Annotated in this window: 16 protein-coding genes; all 16 read left to right on the top strand. The window is 60.5% G+C overall.

The window, feature by feature from the left end; all coding sequences use genetic code 11:
* Nucleotides 1-14: 14 nt before the first annotated feature.
* The 16 genes from tsf (at nt 15) to J3P76_RS19905 (ending at nt 18,590) form a co-directional block, all read left to right on the top strand.
* Nucleotides 15-881, top strand: coding sequence for a translation elongation factor Ts (gene tsf, locus J3P76_RS19980; protein ID WP_072387961.1), 867 nt, complete (start codon nt 15-17; stop codon nt 879-881).
* Between the two features lie 213 nt (nt 882-1,094).
* Nucleotides 1,095-1,838, top strand: coding sequence for a UMP kinase (pyrH, locus tag J3P76_RS19975; RefSeq protein ID WP_039591983.1), 744 nt, complete (start codon nt 1,095-1,097; stop codon nt 1,836-1,838).
* On the top strand, nt 1,835-2,392 hold the full coding sequence (gene frr / locus J3P76_RS19970; protein ID WP_420764236.1) for a ribosome recycling factor: 558 nt from the start codon (nt 1,835-1,837) through the stop codon (nt 2,390-2,392). Before pyrH ends, frr begins: the two co-directional genes overlap by 4 nt.
* 13 nt (nt 2,393-2,405) lie before the next feature.
* Nucleotides 2,406-3,161, top strand: a complete 756-nt coding sequence (uppS, locus tag J3P76_RS19965) for a polyprenyl diphosphate synthase (RefSeq protein ID WP_434562533.1) — start codon at nt 2,406-2,408, stop codon at nt 3,159-3,161.
* Nucleotides 3,161-3,967, top strand: a complete 807-nt coding sequence (locus tag J3P76_RS19960) for a phosphatidate cytidylyltransferase (RefSeq protein WP_434650099.1) — start codon at nt 3,161-3,163, stop codon at nt 3,965-3,967. The genes uppS and J3P76_RS19960 overlap by 1 nt, the downstream gene beginning before the upstream one ends.
* Complete coding sequence (gene ispC / locus J3P76_RS19955; RefSeq protein WP_434701169.1) at nt 3,964-5,154, top strand: 1-deoxy-D-xylulose-5-phosphate reductoisomerase; 1,191 nt, start codon at nt 3,964-3,966, stop codon at nt 5,152-5,154. The genes J3P76_RS19960 and ispC overlap by 4 nt, the downstream gene beginning before the upstream one ends.
* Before the next feature lie 52 nt (nt 5,155-5,206).
* Nucleotides 5,207-6,559 (top strand): RIP metalloprotease RseP, encoded by a 1,353-nt coding sequence (gene rseP, locus J3P76_RS19950; protein WP_434701168.1) that lies wholly within the window; start codon nt 5,207-5,209, stop codon nt 6,557-6,559.
* A gap of 74 nt (nt 6,560-6,633) precedes the next feature.
* On the top strand, nt 6,634-9,009 hold the full coding sequence (gene bamA / locus J3P76_RS19945; RefSeq protein ID WP_420764241.1) for an outer membrane protein assembly factor BamA: 2,376 nt from the start codon (nt 6,634-6,636) through the stop codon (nt 9,007-9,009).
* A gap of 45 nt (nt 9,010-9,054) precedes the next feature.
* The gene (locus tag J3P76_RS19940) at nt 9,055-9,558 is read left to right on the top strand and encodes an OmpH family outer membrane protein (RefSeq protein WP_003184901.1); all 504 of its coding nucleotides are present in this window, start codon (nt 9,055-9,057) and stop codon (nt 9,556-9,558) included.
* 3 nt (nt 9,559-9,561) lie between these two features.
* Nucleotides 9,562-10,617, top strand: a complete 1,056-nt coding sequence (gene lpxD, locus J3P76_RS19935) for a UDP-3-O-(3-hydroxymyristoyl)glucosamine N-acyltransferase (protein ID WP_434562535.1) — start codon at nt 9,562-9,564, stop codon at nt 10,615-10,617.
* Nucleotides 10,618-10,728: 111 nt separating this feature from the next.
* On the top strand, nt 10,729-11,169 hold the full coding sequence (gene fabZ, locus J3P76_RS19930) for a 3-hydroxyacyl-ACP dehydratase FabZ (RefSeq protein WP_003184897.1): 441 nt from the start codon (nt 10,729-10,731) through the stop codon (nt 11,167-11,169).
* Nucleotides 11,166-11,942: an acyl-ACP--UDP-N-acetylglucosamine O-acyltransferase gene (gene lpxA, locus J3P76_RS19925; RefSeq protein ID WP_434650101.1), complete on the top strand. Its 777-nt coding sequence runs from the start codon at nt 11,166-11,168 to the stop codon at nt 11,940-11,942. Before fabZ ends, lpxA begins: the two co-directional genes overlap by 4 nt.
* Before the next feature lie 2 nt (nt 11,943-11,944).
* Entirely contained in the window at nt 11,945-13,075 is a 1,131-nt protein-coding gene (lpxB, locus tag J3P76_RS19920; protein WP_434701167.1) for a lipid-A-disaccharide synthase, read from the top strand.
* Between the two features lie 11 nt (nt 13,076-13,086).
* The gene (gene rnhB, locus J3P76_RS19915; protein WP_434676594.1) at nt 13,087-13,731 is read left to right on the top strand and encodes a ribonuclease HII; all 645 of its coding nucleotides are present in this window, start codon (nt 13,087-13,089) and stop codon (nt 13,729-13,731) included.
* A 239-nt stretch (nt 13,732-13,970) separates the two neighbouring features.
* A complete protein-coding gene (gene dnaE, locus J3P76_RS19910) occupies nt 13,971-17,492 on the top strand; it encodes a DNA polymerase III subunit alpha (RefSeq protein WP_434562539.1) in 3,522 nt (1,173 codons plus the stop codon).
* A gap of 150 nt (nt 17,493-17,642) precedes the next feature.
* Nucleotides 17,643-18,590 carry an acetyl-CoA carboxylase carboxyltransferase subunit alpha gene (locus tag J3P76_RS19905; protein WP_434701166.1) on the top strand — a complete coding sequence of 316 codons (948 nt, stop codon included), beginning with the start codon at nt 17,643-17,645 and terminating at the stop codon, nt 18,588-18,590.
* The last annotated feature ends 23 nt before the right edge of the window (nt 18,591-18,613 follow it).

The following is an 18,613-nucleotide window of genomic DNA, read 5'->3' as shown; positions in this document are numbered from 1 at the left end:
AAGAGGATTTTGAAATGGCAGAGATTACTGCAGCGTTGGTCAAAGAACTGCGCGAGCGTACCGGCGAAGGCATGATGGATTGCAAGAAAGCCTTGACCAAGGCTGGCGGCGACATCGAGAAAGCCATTGATGACATGCGCGCTTCGGGCGCCATCAAGGCTGCCAAGAAAGCTGGCAACGTTGCCGCTGAAGGCGCCATCGCCATCAAGGACGACGGTAAAGCCGCCGTTCTGCTGGAAGTCAACTCCCAGACCGACTTCCTGGCTCTGCAGGATGACTTCAAGGCATTCGTCGCTGCCAGCGTCGAAAAAGCTTTCGCTGACAAACTGACCGACGCAGCTCCGCTGATCGAAGCTCAGGAAGAAGCCCGCCTGGTCCTGGTTGGCAAGACCGGCGAAAACGTCAACATCCGTCGCCTGGTTCGCGTTGAAGGTGATGTGGTTGGTACCTACCTGCACGGCAACAAGATCGGTGTTGCAGTTGTCCTGAAGGGCGGCGATACCGAGCTGGCGAAAGACATCGCCATGCACGTGGCTGCAACCAACCCTGAGTTCCTGCTGCCTTCGGACGTTTCGGCTGAAGCGATCGAGCGCGAGAAGGGTGTTTTCCTGCAGCTGAACGAAGAGAAGCTGAAAGGCAAGCCTGCTGAAATCGCTGAAAAAATGGTCAGCGGCCGTATTTCCAAATTCCTGGCCGAAGCCAGCCTGGTTGAGCAGGCGTTCGTCAAGAACCCGGAAATCAAGGTCGGCGACCTTGCTAAGAAAGCCGGCGCTGAAATCGTTTCGTTCACCTACTTCAAAGTAGGCGAAGGCATCGAGAAGCCGGTCGACAACTTCGCTGAAGAAGTTGCTGCCCAGGTAGCTGCTGCCAGCAAGCAATAAGACGGTTCAACGACTGTCGCCCAGAAGAGGCTGCCCGCTCACGCGCGCAGCCTCTTTTTGGATGAGGATGCCGATTTATATTGGTTTCCTGTCGGAACTGGCTTACAAAGCCGTGTTCCGATGGCGCTGTGTCAGCGTCAAGCTAGAGTGAACGAGGCTGCAAACAGCCCGTTAAGAATTTTTTGAGAAAATACGCCGCAGGAGAGATTCGCAATGGCTCAGCAGGGCAGTGGTTATCAGGCTCGCTATAAACGCATTCTACTCAAGCTTAGCGGCGAGGCCCTGATGGGCTCGGAAGAGTTCGGGATCGATCCGAAAGTGCTGGACCGCATGGCCCTGGAAGTTGGCCAGTTGGTCGGGATCGGCGTACAGGTCGGCCTGGTCATCGGCGGTGGCAACCTGTTCCGTGGTGCTGCGCTGAGCGCGGCGGGCATGGATCGGGTCACGGGCGACCACATGGGCATGCTGGCCACTGTGATGAACGCTCTGGCTATGCGCGACGCGCTGGAGCGTGCCAATATCTCGGCCATCGTGATGTCGGCCATTTCCATGGTTGGCGTGACCGATCACTACGATCGCCGCAAGGCCATGCGCCACCTCAACTCCAAGGAAGTGGTGATCTTTGCCGCCGGTACCGGTAATCCGTTCTTCACCACGGATTCGGCCGCGTGCCTGCGAGCGATCGAAATCGATGCCGATGTCGTGCTCAAGGCAACCAAGGTAGATGGCGTGTACACCGCTGACCCGTTCAAAGACCCGCATGCCGAGAAGTTCGATCATCTGACCTACGATGAAGTGCTGGATCGCAAGCTGGGTGTAATGGATCTGACAGCTATCTGCCTGTGCCGCGACCACAAGATGCCGCTGCGCGTTTTCAACATGAACAAACCCGGTGCCCTGCTGAATATCGTCCATGGCGGCGCCGAAGGAACACTGATCGAGGAAGGCAAGCAATGATCAACGAAATCAAGAAAGACGCTGAAGAGCGCATGAAGAAATCCTTGGACTCCCTGAGCCACGCATTCGGTCAGATTCGTACCGGCAAGGCTCACCCGAGCATCCTCGGCAGCGTCATGGTGCCTTACTACGGCACTGACACACCGCTGAGCAGCGTTGCCAACGTCACCGTGAAAGATTCGCGCACCCTGCAGGTCGTGGCTTTTGAGCGCAACATGCTCGCTGCTGTAGACAAGGCGATCCAGAGCGCCGGTCTGAACCTCAACCCAACTAACCTGGGTGAGCTGCTGCTGATCCCGATGCCGGCTCTCACCGAGGAAACGCGCAAAGGCTTTACCAAACAGGCCCGTAGCGCTGCGGAAGACGCGCGTGTTGCCGTGCGCAACATCCGTCGTGACGCGTTGGGTGAGCTGAAGAAGCTGGTCAAGGATAAGGAAATCAGTGAAGACGAAGAGCGTCGTGCCATCGCTGATATCGATAAGCTGACCAAAGAATCCGAGGCCCAGATCACCAAGGCCACGGACGAGAAAGAAAAAGACCTGATGGCCGTATAAGGGTCTCGTTTTAATGGATAAGACCAAGCAGGCCGTGCCGTTCGCGGTGCCGCGCCACGTGGCGATCATCATGGACGGCAATAACCGCTGGGCCAAGAAACGCTTTATGCCCGGCGTCGCCGGGCATAAAGCCGGGGTTGATGCGGTCCGTGCAGTCATCGAGGTGTGTGCCGAGGCCGGCGTCGAGGTGCTCACCCTGTTCGCCTTCTCCAGCGAGAACTGGCAGCGTCCGGCCGATGAGGTCAGTGCCTTGATGGACCTGTTCCTCAAGGCCTTGCGACGTGAAGCCAAGCGCCTGGACGAAAACAAGATCAGCTTGCGGATCATCGGCGATCGTTCACGTTTTCATCCTGAGCTGCAGGCGGCAATGCGCGAGGCTGAGTCAGCCACGGCTGGCGCCGATCGGTTTGTCCTGCAAATCGCCGCCAATTATGGCGGCCAATGGGATATTGCCCAGGCCGCCCAGCGGCTGGCGCGGGAGGTTCAGGCCGGTCATTTGCGGCCAGAGGACATCACTGCCGACCTGTTGCAAACGTGCCTGGCGACCGGCGACCTGCCGCTGCCGGACTTGTGCATCCGCACCGGTGGCGAACACCGCATCAGCAATTTCCTGCTGTGGCAGCTGGCTTACGCCGAGCTGTACTTCTCCGACCTGTTCTGGCCGGACTTCAAACACGAAGCCATGCGCACCGCGTTGGCCGATTTCGCTTCCCGTCAGCGTCGTTTCGGTAAAACGAGCGAGCAGATCGAAGCTGGAGCCCGGGTTTAATGCTAAAACAACGAATCATCACAGCCTTGATCCTGTTGCCCATCGCGTTGGGTGGTTTTTTCCTATTGGAAGGTGCGGGCTTCGCCCTGTTCATCGGCCTGGTCGTGACGTTGGGCGCTTGGGAATGGGCGCGGCTGGCGGGTTTTGCCGCTCAATCGGCGCGCGTGACCTACGCGGCGGCGGTAGCGGCCATGTTGTTCATCATGTATGTGGTGCCTGGTATCGCGCCCTGGGTACTGGGAGCGGCGGTGCTCTGGTGGGCAACCGCGACGTTCCTGGTCTTGACCTATCCGCGTACCACGCACCATTGGTCCAATGCCGCGACCAAGCTGGTGATAGGGCTGCTGATCCTGTTGCCGGCCTGGCAAGGGCTGATCTGGATCAAGCAGGGGCCTCTGGGCAACTGGCAGATCATGGCGGTGATGGTGCTGGTGTGGGGCGCCGATGTCGGAGCCTATTTTTCTGGCCGTGCCTTCGGCAAGCGCAAGCTGGCGCCAAAGGTCAGTCCTGGCAAGAGCTGGGAAGGCGTCTATGGCGGCCTTGCCTTGAGCCTGGTCATCACGGCGGTGGTCGGCTTCGTGCGAGACTGGACCGTCGCGCAACTGTTGATGGGGTTGTTCGGCGCGGCCCTCATCGTGTTTGTCTCGGTGGTCGGCGACTTGACCGAAAGCATGTTCAAGCGCCAGTCCGGGATCAAGGACAGCAGTAACCTGCTGCCGGGTCACGGCGGCGTACTGGATCGTATCGACAGCCTGACTGCCGCGATTCCTGTCTTCGCCGTTCTGCTCTGGATGGCCGCGTCGTGAGTCGTGCACAGCAGATCACTGTGCTGGGCGCTACGGGTTCGATCGGCCTCAGCACGCTGGACGTCATTGGCCGGCACCCTGAGCGCTACCAGGTGTTCGCCCTCAGTGGTTTCACGCGCTTGAGCGAGTTGCTGGCGCTGTGCATTCGCCACGCGCCACGGTTTGCCGTAGTGCCCGAGGCTGGCGTGGCGAGCGCGCTGCAAGACGACCTGCGGGCCGCGGGGCTACAAACCCGGGTGCTTGTGGGGGAAGAGGGTCTTTGCCAGGTGGCCTCCGATCCGGAAGTCGACGCCGTGATGGCGGCGATCGTGGGTGCGGCGGGGCTGCGCCCGACCTTGGCGGCGGTGGAGGCTGGCAAGAAAATTCTGCTGGCCAATAAAGAGGCGCTGGTGATGTCTGGCGCGCTGTTCATGCAAGCGGTGCGCAAAAGCGGCTCGGTACTGTTGCCGATCGACAGCGAACACAACGCGATTTTCCAATGCATGCCGCAGGACTTTTCCCGTGGCTTGGAGGCAGTGGGCGTCCGGAGGATTCTTCTGACGGCGTCCGGTGGTCCGTTCCGGCAGACACCGCTGGAAGAATTGGTGCATGTTTCACCCGAGCAGGCCTGCGCTCATCCGAACTGGTCCATGGGGCGCAAGATATCCGTGGATTCAGCCAGCATGATGAACAAAGGGTTGGAGTTGATCGAGGCCTGCTGGCTGTTCGACGCCAAGCCGTCGCAGGTAGAAGTGGTGATCCACCCGCAAAGCGTGATCCACTCCCTCGTCGACTACATCGATGGTTCGGTGCTGGCCCAGTTGGGCAACCCGGACATGCGCACGCCGATCGCCAACGCGTTGGCCTGGCCGGAGCGGATTGATTCGGGAGTGGCGCCGCTGGACCTGTTCGCGATCGCGCGCCTGGATTTCCAGGCGCCCGATGAACAGCGCTTTCCCTGCCTGCGCCTGGCGCGGCAGGCGGCAGAGGTGGGCGACAGCGCGCCGGCCATGCTTAATGCCGCTAACGAAGTGGCGGTTGCAGCGTTTCTCGATGGGCGTGTCCGTTACCTCGAGATCGCGAGTATCATCGAGGAAGTCTTGAACCTCGAGGCCGTGGTCTCCCTCGATGACCTCGACGCGGTATTTACCGTGGATGCCAGGGCTCGCCAGTTGGCGGGCCAGTGGTTGAGCCGCCACGGGCGTTGAGGCTGCGGTACGTTAGCCAGGGTTGTCCTGGGCAGGATTGTGGAGAAAACAGATGAGCGCGCTCTATATGATCGTCGGCACCCTGGTTGCGCTGGGTGTGCTGGTCACTTTTCACGAATTCGGCCATTTCTGGGTCGCGCGTCGCTGTGGCGTCAAGGTCCTGCGTTTTTCCGTCGGCTTCGGCATGCCCCTGCTACGCTGGCACGACAAGCAGGGCACTGAATTCGTTGTCGCGGCCATCCCCCTGGGCGGCTACGTGAAGATGCTCGACGAGCGCGAGGGTGAAGTTCCTCTCGACCAGCTCGACCAATCCTTCAATCGCAAGACCGTTCGTCAGCGCATCGCCATCGTGGCGGCGGGGCCGATCGCCAACTTCCTGCTGGCCCTGGTGTTTTTTTGGGCGCTGGCCATGCTGGGCAGCGAGCAGGTGCGCCCTGTCATTGGCGCGGTCGAGGCGGGGAGCGTTGCGGCGCGCGCCGGGTTGGGCGCGGGCCAGGAAATCGTGGCCATCGATGGCGAGCCAACATCAGGCTGGGCCGCCGTCAATCTGCAATTGGTGCGTCGCCTGGGTGAGAGCGGTTCCCTGCAGATGATCGTTCGCGAGGAGGGATCCACCGCGGACTCGCCCCGGGAGCTGGTACTCGATAATTGGCTCAAAGGTGCCGACGAGCCTGATCCGATCCGCTCCCTCGGGATCCGTCCATGGCGTCCCGCGCTGGCGCCTGTCCTCGCCGAACTCGACCCGAAAGGCCCGGCACATGCCGCGGGCCTGAGGACCGGTGACCGTTTGCTCGCGTTCGACGGGCGGGCGGTCAGCGACTGGCAACAGGTGGTCGACTCGGTTCGTGTCCGTCCTGATGCCAAAATATTGCTGAGCGTGGAGCGCGACGGCGCCACGATTGATGTTCCCGTGACGTTGGCCGCCCGTGGCGAAGCCAAAGCGCCGACGGGTTACCTGGGGGCCGGGGTCAAGGCGGTCGACTGGCCACCGGAGATGGTTCGAGAGGTCAGCTTCGGCCCTGTCGCGGCAATTGGCGAGGGCGCGCGGCGTACTTGGACCATGAGTGTCCTGACCCTCGACTCGCTGAAGAAAATGTTGTTCGGCGAGCTCTCGGTAAAAAACTTGAGTGGACCGATAACCATTGCTAAAGTGGCGGGCGCTTCTGCCCAGTCGGGCGTCGCTGATTTCCTGAATTTCCTTGCTTATCTGAGCATTAGCCTGGGGGTTCTGAATTTGCTGCCCATCCCGGTACTGGATGGGGGGCATCTGCTGTTTTATCTGATCGAGTGGGCGCGTGGTCGTCCCTTGTCGGATCGGGTGCAAGGTTGGGGGATACAGATCGGTATCAGCTTGGTGGTCGGGGTGATGTTGCTTGCCTTGGTCAACGATCTGGGTCGTCTGTAACGCTTCGCTGAATTGCGAATCTGCCGCATTTTGCGGCAGTTTGTTTATTGCCAGTTGGAATAAGAAAGGACTTCATGAAACGTCTGCTGCTAACTGCGGTTCTCACCGTATTGATGATCGCCGAAGTTCACGCCGAGTCCTTCACTATCTCTGATATTCGCGTCAACGGCCTCCAGCGGGTTTCCGCAGGTAGCGTCTTTGGTGCCTTGCCGCTGAACGTCGGCGAGCAGGCGGATGATCGGCGCCTGGTGGAATCCACTCGTGCGTTGTTCAAGACCGGCTTCTTTCAAGATATCCAGCTGGGCCGCGACGGCAATGTCCTGGTCATCACGGTCGTCGAGCGCCCTTCGGTCGCCAGTATCGAGATCGAGGGCAACAAGGCGATTTCCACTGAGGACCTGATGAAAGGCCTCAAGCAATCCGGCCTGGCCGAAGGCGAGATCTTCCAGCGCGCCACTCTCGAAGGTGTGCGTAACGAGCTGCAGCGCCAGTACGTCGCCCAGGGTCGCTATTCGGCCACAGTCGACACCGAAGTGGTGCCGCAGCCACGCAACCGCGTCGGCCTGAAGGTCAACATCAACGAAGGCACCGTGGCGGCCATCCAGCACATCAACGTGGTGGGCAACACGGTTTTCCCGGATGAAGACCTGATCGACCTGTTCGAGCTCAAGACCACCAACTGGCTGTCGTTCTTCAAGAACGACGACAAGTACGCCCGTGAAAAACTTTCCGGTGACCTGGAGCGCCTGCGTTCCTACTACCTGGACCGTGGCTACATCAACATGGATATCGCTTCGACCCAGGTGTCCATTACCCCGGACAAGAAGCACGTCTACATCACCGTCAACGTCAACGAAGGCGAGAAGTACACCGTTCGTGACGTCAAGCTCAGTGGTGACCTGAAAGTCCCTGAAGACCAGGTGAAATCACTCTTGCTCGTGCAGAAGGGCCAGGTGTTCTCGCGCAAGCTGATGACCACCACGTCCGAGCTGATCACCCGTCGCCTGGGTAACGAGGGTTATACCTTCGCCAACGTCAACGGCGTGCCGCAGCCGCACGATGAAGACCATACCGTCGACATCACCTTCGCCGTGGATCCGGGCAAGCGTGCCTACGTCAACCGCATCAACTTCCGTGGCAACACCAAATCCGAAGATGAAGTGCTGCGTCGTGAAATGCGCCAGATGGAAGGCGGTTGGGCGTCGACCTACCTGATCGACCAGTCCAAGACCCGTCTGGAACGCCTGGGCTTCTTCAAGGAAGTCAACGTCGAGACCCCGGCCGTACCGGGCGTCGATGACCAGGTGGATGTGAACTACAGCGTTGAAGAACAAGCTTCCGGCTCGATCACCGCCAGCGTCGGTTTCGCCCAGAGCGCGGGCCTGATCCTGGGTGGGTCGATCACCCAGAACAACTTCCTGGGCACCGGTAACAAGGTCAGCCTCGGCCTGACCCGAAGCGAGTACCAGACCCGCTACAACTTCGGCTACGTGGACCCCTACTGGACCGCCGACGGCGTGAGCCTGGGCTACAACGCCTTCTATCGCACCACCGACTACGACGAGCTCGATGCTGACATCTCCAGCTACGCCGTGGACAGCCTGGGTGCGGGTGTGAACGTTGGTTACCCAATCAGCGAGACTTCGCGCCTTACCTTCGGCCTCACCGCGCAGCAGGACAAGATCAACACCGGTCGCTACACCGTTGACGAGATTTTCGATTTCGTCGAGAAGGAAGGCGATAACTACCTGAACTTCAAGGCGTCTGTCGGCTGGTCCGAATCGACCTTGAACAAGGGCGTGCTGGCGACGCGCGGTCGGTCCCAGAGCCTGGTGCTGGAAACCACCACCCCTGGCAGTGACCTGTCGTTCTTCAAGCTCGATTACCGTGGCCAGTTGTTCCAGCCGTTGACCGACAACTACACCATGCGCCTGCACACCGAGCTGGGTTATGGCGATGGCTACGGTTCGACCGATGGCCTGCCGTTCTATGAGAACTACTACGCCGGTGGTTTCAACTCGGTCCGTGGTTTCAAGGACAGCACCTTGGGCCCGCGCAGTACGCCGAGCCGTGGCACCAACCCGGGGACCATCCGCGATCCGGACCAGGATCCGCTGCCGTTCGGTGGCAACGTGCTCATCCAGGGCGGCGCGGAAATCCTGTTCCCGATGCCGTTCGTCAAGGATCAGCGCTCCCTGCGTACCTCGGTATTCTGGGACGTGGGTAACGTATTCGACTCCAGTTGTGATGACACCACCAACGCTAACGGTACGAGTTCCAATACCAAGTGCAACGACATCAGCCTCAGCAACCTGGCCAGCTCCGTCGGTGTGGGCGTGACCTGGGTCACCGCGCTGGGCCCGTTGAGCTTCGCATTGGCGATGCCGATCAAGAAACCGGACGACGCTGAAACCCAAGTGTTCCAATTCTCCCTCGGCCAGACGTTCTAAGCGTCTGACCCAAGATAACGACAACGGATTTTGTAGGAGTACATCGTGCGTAAGTTGACTCAATTGGTTCTCCTGGCGACCGTGCTGGTCGCAGGCCCGGCTTTTGCCGACATGAAAATCGCCGTGCTGAACTATCAGATGGCCTTGCTGGAGTCCGACGCGGCGAAGAAATACGCCGTAGACGCCGAGAAGAAATTTGGCCCGCAACTGACCAAGCTCAAAGGCCTGGAAAGCAGCGCCAAAGGCATTCAGGACCGTCTGGTGGCCGGTGGCGACAAGATGGCCCAGGGCGAGCGCGAACGCCTGGAGCTTGAATTCAAGCAGAAGGCTCGTGACTTCCAGTTCCAGTCCAAGGAACTGAACGAAGCGAAAGCCGTGGCCGACCGTGAAATGCTCAAGCAGCTCAAGCCGAAACTCGACAGCGCCGTGGAAGAAGTCATCAAGAAAGGTGGTTTCGACCTGGTGTTCGAGCGGGGCGCAGTGATCGATGTCAAACCTCAATACGACATCACGCGCCAGGTCATCGAGCGCATGAACCAGCTGAAGTAATCCATGACAGCGACTATCAAGCTCGGCCAATTGGCTGAGTTCCTCGGCGCCACCCTGCGTGGCGACCCGGAAAAGGTCATCACTGGGCTAGCCACTTTGCAAGAGGCTGGCCCAGCTCAGTTGAGCTTCCTGGCAAATCCCCAGTACCGCAAATACCTGGCTGACAGCCGGGCTGCCGCGTTATTGCTCAAGGCTGGCGATGCCGAAGGGTTTGTCGGCGATGCGCTGATCGTGGCCGATCCGTACCTGGCGTACGCGCGAATTTCCCATCTGTTCGATCCCAAACCCAAGTCGGCGGCAGGCATTCATCCCAGCGCGGTGATCGCGTCGGATGCCGTCGTCGATCCCTCGGCCAGTATCGGTCCCTTCGTCGTCATCGAAAGCGCGGCCCGGATTGGCGCCGGCGTGACGCTGGGCGCCCATTGCTTCATCGGTGCGCGCAGCGAGATCGGCGAGGGCGGTTGGCTGGCTCCGCGGGTCACCCTCTACCACGATGTACGCATCGGCAAACGGGTGGTGATCCAGTCCGGCGCGGTGCTGGGCGGTGAAGGGTTCGGTTTCGCCAATGAGAAGGGCGTCTGGCAAAAGATCGCCCAGATTGGCGGCGTGAGCGTTGGCGACGACGTGGAGATAGGCGTCAATACGGCCATAGACCGTGGCGCGCTGGCCGATACGGTCATCGGCAATGGCGTCAAGCTCGATAACCAGATCCAGATCGCCCACAACGTCCAGGTCGGTGATCACACCGCCATGGCGGCTTGTGTCGGCATTTCCGGCAGCACCAAAATCGGCAAGCACTGCATGCTCGCCGGCGGCGTGGGCCTGGTGGGCCATATCGATATTTGTGACAACGTTTTCCTGACCGGGATGACCATGGTGACCCACTCGATTACCGAGCCGGGTGCCTATTCTTCCGGCACAGCCATGCAACCGGCTGCCGAGTGGCGAAAGAGCGCGGCGCGTATCCGCCAGCTCGACGACATCGCGCGGCGCCTCAAGCAGGTGGAAAAGCGTGTAGGGGACGTGACCCCTGGCGGTAATGCTTCATCAGATGGCTGATACCATTTCCATATCAGGTGTGCACAGCCGCTAGGCCCTGGCCTCCTTGATTTGCTAGCGGGGTGCGCGTCAATCGTGCGCTCCCAATCTTTACATAGGCTTCCCCCCGAAATGATGGACATCAACGAGATTCGCGAATACCTGCCTCACCGTTACCCGTTCCTGCTGGTGGATCGGGTCGTGGACCTGGATGTTGAAGGCAAGCGCATTCGCGCCTACAAGAATGTCAGCATCAACGAACCGTTCTTCAATGGCCACTTCCCAGCGCATCCAATCATGCCGGGCGTGTTGATCATCGAAGCGATGGCTCAGGCTGCCGGGATCCTTGGTTTCAAAATGCTCGACGTGAAGCCTGCCGATGGCACGCTGTATTACTTCGTCGGCTCCGACAAGCTGCGTTTCCGCCAGCCGGTGACCCCGGGCGATCAATTGATCCTCGAGGCCAAGTTCATCAGTTGCAAGCGCCAGATCTGGAAATTCGAATGCCAGGCTTCGGTCGACGGCAAGCCGGTCTGCTCCGCTGAAATCATCTGCGCGGAACGCAAGCTATGAGTTTGATTGACCCTCGCGCAATCATCGATCCGTCGGCCGTGCTGGCCGCCGATGTCGAGGTTGGCCCTTGGTCAATCATCGGCGCAGGTGTGGAAATCGGCGAGGGCACGGTGATCGGTCCCCACGTAATTCTCAAGGGGCCGACCCGGATCGGCCGGCACAATCGCATCTACCAGTTTTCATCGGTAGGCGAGGACACGCCCGATCTCAAGTACAAAGGTGAAGAAACCCGCCTGGTGATCGGCGATCACAATGTGATTCGCGAAGGCGTGACGATCCACCGTGGCACCGTCCAGGACCGTTCCGAAACGACGCTGGGCGATCACAACCTGATCATGGCCTATGCCCATATCGGTCACGACAGCATCATTGGCAACCATTGCATCCTGGTCAACAACACCGCGTTGGCCGGCCATGTGCATGTGGATGACTGGGCGATCCTGTCCGGTTTCACCCTGGTCCACCAGTATTGCCATATCGGTGCCCACAGTTTCTCCGGCATGGGCACCGCCATCGGCAAGGATGTCCCGGCCTATGTCACGGTGTTCGGTAACCCGGCCGAAGCCCGCAGCATGAACTTCGAAGGCATGCGTCGTCGTGGTTTCAGCGAAGAGGCGATCACGGCCTTGCGCCGCGCCTACAAGGTCGTCTACCGCCAGGGCCTGACGGTCGACCAGGCGCTCGCCGAACTGGCCGAAGCGTCAGTGCAGTTCCCGGAGGTCGCGACATTCCGCGACTCCATCCAGTCTTCGACCCGCGGCATCACCCGCTGATCATGGCCAATCTGCGTATTGCGCTGGTAGCGGGAGAGGCTTCCGGTGACATCCTGGGTGCCGGCTTGATGCGCGCGCTCAAGGCGCAGCATCCCGCGGTCGAATTCATCGGTGTCGGCGGCCCGTTGATGCAGGCCGAAGGCCTGGAGTCCTACTTTCCCATGGAGCGGCTGTCGGTCATGGGCCTGGTGGAGGTGCTCGGGCGCTTGCGCGAGTTACTGGCCCGTCGCAAGAAACTGATCCAGACGCTGATCGAGGAGAAACCGGACGTCTTCATCGGCATCGACGCGCCGGACTTCACCCTCAATATCGAGCTCAAGTTGCGCCAGGCTGGCATCAAGACCGTGCATTACGTCAGCCCGTCCGTCTGGGCCTGGCGGCAGAAGCGGGTGCTGAAGATTCGCGAAGGCTGCGACCTGATGCTCACGCTGCTGCCATTCGAAGCGCGCTTCTACGAAGAAAAAGGCGTGCCGGTGCGGTTCGTCGGGCACACCCTGGCCGATACCATTCCCCTGGAGGCAGACCGCGCGGCGGCTCGCCAGGCATTGGGCCTGCCGGAAGGGCCGCTGGTGGCGTTGATGCCTGGCAGCCGGGGCGGCGAGGTCAGTCGCCTGGGCGGGTTGTTCTTCGACGCCGCCGAACGGATGCGGACGATGCGTCCCGATGTCAGGTTTGTCCTTCCTTGTGCCAGCCCGCAGCGGCGCGGCCAGCTTGAAGCCTTGCTGGCCGGGCGCGATTTGCCGGTGATGCTGCTCGACGGTCAGTCCCACCAAGCGCTGGCCGCCTGCGATGCCGTGTTGATTGCCTCTGGCACTGCTACCCTTGAGGCGTTGTTATACAAACGCCCAATGGTGGTCGCGTATCGTTTGGCGCCGCTGACGTTCTGGATTCTCAAGCGCATGGTCAAGAGCCCTTACGTTTCCTTGCCGAATCTTCTGGCCCAGCGCTTGCTGGTACCGGAGCTGCTTCAGGGCGACGCAACCGCCGAGTCGCTGGCCAATACGCTGTTGCCCCTGATCGACGGCGGCGAGGAACAGACCCGGGGCTTTGACGAAATCCACCGCACCTTGCGACGCGATGCGTCCAACCAGGCTGCGGAGGCTGTATTGACCCTGATCGGCAAGAAACAATGAGCAACGTAAAGCTGCAGATGGGCCTGGATTTCAACCTGGTCGCCGAGGTGGAACAGCTTGTCGCCGGTGTCGATGAAGTAGGACGCGGCCCGTTGTGCGGCGCGGTGGTCACGGCGGCGGTGATTCTCGATCCGACACGGCCGATTCTGGGTCTCGATGACTCGAAGAAACTCACCGAGGCCCGTCGCGAAAAGCTTTATGACGAAATCTGTGAGAAAGCCTTGAGTTGGTGCATCGCCCGGGCCGAAGTCGAAGAAATCGATGAACTCAATATCCTGCACGCCACCATGCTCGCCATGCAGCGTGCGGTGCACGGGCTGCATGTCACGCCGAAGCTGGCGATGATCGACGGCAATCGCTGTCCGAAACTGTCGATGCGCGCCGAGGCGGTCATCCAGGGCGACGGCAAGGTTCCGGCCATCGCAGCCGCCTCGATCCTGGCCAAGGTCAGCCGCGACCGGGAAATGGCCGCGTTCGAATTGATCTACCCCGGCTACGGGATTGGCAGCCACAAGGGTTATCCGACCCCGGTGCATCTGGAAGCCCTGGCACGCCTTGGGCCGACGCCGATCCACAGGCGTTCGTTTGCGCCGGTTCGGCTGGCTTATGAAGCGCGTGTTGGGCTGATCGTGAGTAATCAGGCTCCCATTACATAAAGGCGAATGTGGATTTGTGGCGAGGGGATTTATCCCCGCTGGAGCGCGAAGCGGTCCTTTAGCTGACAACCCGTTGCCTGATGGGCTTTTGGGGCCGCTTCGCAGCCCAGCGGGGATAAATCCCCTCGCCACAAAAGTAGTGTGCGCATTTGCCTGACGGGATACACATGGCTGATGTTTTACCCAAGGCCCGGTACAATCCGGGCCTTGTTGTTTTCATGACTTAACGCAGGATCACTATGCCGGCTTCATTCGTTCATCTACGCCTGCACACTGAATATTCCCTGGTCGACGGTCTGGTGCGGATCAAGCCCCTGGTCAAGACCCTGGTGGGCATGAACATGCCTGCCGTGGCGGTTACCGACCAGAACAACATGTGCTCGCTGGTCAAGTTCTACAAGAACGCCATGGGCGCCGGGATCAAGCCGATCTGCGGCGCCGACCTGTGGCTGGCGAGCAAGGACCCGGATGCGCCGCTGAGCCGTATCAGCCTGCTGGTGATGAATGCCGTGGGCTACCGCAACCTCACCGAGCTGATTTCCCGCGGCTTTATCGACGGCCAGCGCAACGGCTCGATCATCATCGAGCGCGAATGGGTGGCCGAGGCCAGCGAAGGGTTGATCATGCTGTCGGCGGCCAAGGAGGGCGAGATCGGCCTGGCCCTGCTCAGCGGCAATACCGAAGAAGCCGAGCAGCTCGCTCGCGACTGGATGGCGGTGTTCCCGGATCGCTTCTACATCGAAGTGCAGCGCACCAGCCGTCCCAATGACGAAGAGCACCTGCACGCCGCCGTGGCCCTGGCCGACAAGCTCGGTGCGCCGCTGGTGGCGACCAACGACGTGCGGTTTATCAAGCAAGAAGATTTCGAGGCCCACGAGACCCGCGTCTGCATCGGCGAGGGCCGCGCCCTCGACGACCCGCGTCGGCCGAAGAACTACAGCGACCAGCAGTACCTCAAGAGCGCCGAGGAAATGGCCGAGTTGTTCAGCGACCTGCCCGAAGCGCTGGAAAACACCGTCGAGATCGCCAAGCGCTGCAACATCGAAGTGAAGCTGGGCAAGCACTTTTTGCCCAACTTCCCGATTCCCGATGGCATGACCATCGATGAATATTTCCGCAAGGTCTCGTTCGACGGCCTCGAAGAACGGCTGAGCGTCCTTTTGCCCAAGGACACCACCGAAGATTACGAAGCCAAGCGCCAGGTCTATGTCGATCGGTTGAATTTCGAACTGGATATCATCATCCAGATGGGGTTCCCCGGTTACTTCCTGATTGTGATGGACTTCATCCAGTGGGCCAAGAGCAACGGCGTGCCGGTAGGCCCTGGCCGGGGGTCGGGCGCCGGGTCGCTGGTGGCCTACGTGCAGAAGATCACCGACCTCGACCCGCTGGAATATGACCTGCTGTTCGAACGTTTCCTCAACCCGGAACGGGTTTCCATGCCCGACTTCGACGTCGACTTCTGCATGGACGGTCGCGACCGGGTGATCGACTACGTGGCCGAAAAATACGGCCGCAACGCAGTGAGCCAGATCATCACTTTCGGTTCCATGGCCGCCAAGGCTGTGGTGCGCGACGTGGCGCGGGTGCAGGGCAAGTCCTACGGCCTGGCGGATCGCCTGTCGAAGATGATCCCCTTCGAAGTCGGCATGACCCTGGAAAAAGCCTACGAGCAGGAAGAAATCCTGCGGGACTTCATCAAGGTCGACGAAGAGGCCGCGGAAATCTGGGAGATGGCCCGCAAGCTCGAAGGCGTGGTGCGTAACGTCGGCAAGCACGCCGGTGGCGTGGTGATCGCGCCGACCAAGCTGACCGACTTCTCGCCGATCTATTGCGATGAAGAGGGCGACGGCCTGGTCACCCAGTTCGACAAGGACGACGTCGAGGCGGCGGGCCTGGTGAAGTTCGACTTCCTTGGCCTGCGGACCCTGACCATCATCGACTGGGCGCTCAAGACCATCAACCGCGACCGGGCCAAGGTCGGCGAAGAGCCGCTGGACATTGCCTTCATTCCGCTTGACGACAAGCCGACCTACAGCCTGTTGCAGAAAGCTGAAACCACGGCGGTGTTCCAGCTTGAATCCCGAGGCATGAAGGAGCTGATCAAGAAGCTCAAGCCCGACTGCCTGGAAGACTTGATCGCACTGGTGGCCCTGTTCCGTCCGGGCCCGCTGCAATCGGGCATGGTGGACGACTTCATCAACCGTAAGCACGGGCGCGCCGAGCTGGCCTATCCGCACCCCGACTACCAGTACGAGGGCCTCAAGCCAGTACTGGCACCGACCTACGGCATCATCCTGTATCAGGAACAGGTGATGCAGATTGCCCAGGTGATGGCCGGCTACACCCTCGGCGGCGCGGATATGCTGCGTCGAGCGATGGGTAAGAAAAAGCCCGAGGAGATGGCCAAACAACGCGGCGGTTTCATCGAAGGTTGTGCAAACAACGGCATCGATGCGGACCTGGCGGGCAACATCTTCGACCTGGTGGAAAAATTCGCCGGCTATGGCTTCAACAAATCCCACTCCGCCGCCTATGGCCTGGTGTCGTACCAGACGGCATGGTTGAAAGCACACTACCCGGCGCCGTTCATGGCGGCGGTGCTCTCGGCGGATATGCACAACACCGACAAGGTCGTGACCTTGATCGAAGAAGTGCGGACCATGAAGCTGCGCCTCGACGCGCCGGACGTGAACGCTTCGGAGTTCAAGTTCACGGTGAACGACGAAGGCCGCATCATCTACGGCCTCGGCGCGATCAAGGGCGTGGGCGAAGGCCCGGTGGAGGCGATCACCGAAGCGCGCCAGGACGGGCCCTTCAAGGACCTGTTCGATTTCTGCGCCCGGGTCGACCTCAAACGTATCAACAAGCGTACCCTCGACGGGCTGATCCGCAGTGGCGCCCTGGACCGTTTGGGCCCGTACTTCCATGACGAGCCCAAGGCCTACCAGGCCAACATCGACCGCAACCGCGCGGTGTTGCTGGCGGCGATGGAAGAAGCGATCAAGGCCGCCGAACAGACGGCCCGCACCCACGACAGCGGCCACGCCGACCTGTTTGGCGGGTTGTTCGTCGAGGAAGACGCCGATGTGTATGCCAATCATCGCAAGGCCAAGGAGCTGACCCTCAAGGAGCGCCTCAAGGGCGAGAAAGACACCTTGGGTCTGTACCTCACCGGTCACCCGATCGATGAATACGAAGGCGAGATCCGCCGCTTCGCCCGTCAGCGCATCATCGACCTGAAGCCGGCACGCGACACGCAAACGGTCGCCGGCATGATCATCGCCCTGCGGGTAATGAAAAACAAAAAGGGCGACAAGATGGGCTTCATCACCCTCGACGACCGCTCTGGGCGTATCGAAGCGTCATTGTTTGCCGACGCGTTCCATTCGGCGCAGTCGTTGCTGCAGACGGATGCGATGGTCGTGGTGGAAGGGGAGGTCAGCAATGATGACTTTTCCGGCGGCCTGCGGTTGCGGGTCAAACGCGTAATGAGCATGGAGGATGCCCGCACCAACCTGGCCGAGAGCCTGCGCCTGAAGTTGCAGACCCAGGATCTGAAGGGCGATCAGCTACGCTGGTTGGGTGAATTGTTCAAGCGTCATCGCGGTGCTTGCCCGATTACCATGGAGTACGTGCGCCCCGACGCCAAGGCCGTGCTGCAGTTTGGCGAGGGGTGGCGGATCGACCCGGCGGATGCGTTGATTCAAGCCTTGCGTGACCAGTTCGGCAAAGACAACGTCTTCCTCCAATACCGTTGACGGCCAGGGGCCACTCCCGCACCCGGAGCGCCCCTGACCTCGACTCGAATTTTTAATCTCGACCTGAACGCGCCTCTCCCTTAAGGTAGGGCGCGAATAGACAACCGGCCGGCCCAAGCTCTCTTGGACGTCGACCCAAGACGGACGCCTATGAACCCGAATTTTCTAGATTTCGAACAGCCGATCGCCGACCTGCAAGCCAAGATCGAAGAGTTGCGCTTGGTCGGTAACGACAATTCGCTGAATATCGGCGATGAAATCTCTCGGCTGCAGGACAAGAGCCGCACGCTGACCGAAGACATCTTCGGCAAGCTGACCAGTTGGCAGATCGCGCGTCTGGCGCGTCATCCGCGTCGTCCCTACACCCTGGACTACATTGAACACATCTTCACCGAGTTCGATGAGCTTCACGGCGACCGTCATTTCTCCGACGACGCCGCGATTGTCGGTGGTGTCGCCCGCCTGGACGACCAGCCAGTGATGGTGATCGGTCACCAGAAGGGTCGTGAAGTGCGCGAGAAGGTGCGTCGCAACTTCGGCATGCCGCGTCCGGAAGGCTACCGCAAGGCTTGCCGCCTGATGGAAATGGCCGAGCGCTTCAAGATGCCGATCCTGACCTTCATCGACACCCCAGGCGCCTATCCGGGCATCGACGCTGAAGAGCGCAACCAGAGCGAAGCGATCGCCTGGAACCTGCGCGTGATGGCGCGCCTGAAGACCCCGATCATCGCCACCGTGATCGGCGAAGGCGGTTCTGGCGGTGCGTTGGCCATCGGTGTCTGCGACCAATTGAACATGCTGCAATATTCCACCTACGCGGTGATTTCGCCGGAAGGTTGCGCTTCGATCCTCTGGAAAACCGCCGAGAAGGCACCGGATGCCGCCGAAGCCATGGGCATCACCGCCGAGCGCCTCAAGGGCCTGGGCATCGTTGATAAAGTGATCAACGAGCCAGTGGGCGGCGCCCATCGCGATCCGGCCGCAGCAGCGGCGCTGATTCGCGCTGAACTGAGCTCGCAGTTGTCGATGCTCAAAACCTTCGACAACGAGGCGCTGCTGGCCCGTCGCTATGAGCGCTTGATGAGCTACGGTCTCTGATCTGATTGCAATACCTTGTGGGA

This window comes from Pseudomonas sp. D1-36 (assembly GCF_051132205.1).
Taxonomy (GTDB): domain Bacteria; phylum Pseudomonadota; class Gammaproteobacteria; order Pseudomonadales; family Pseudomonadaceae; genus Aquipseudomonas.
Note: the sequence above shows the minus strand (reverse complement) of the source record. Positions and strands in the feature narration are given on the sequence as shown.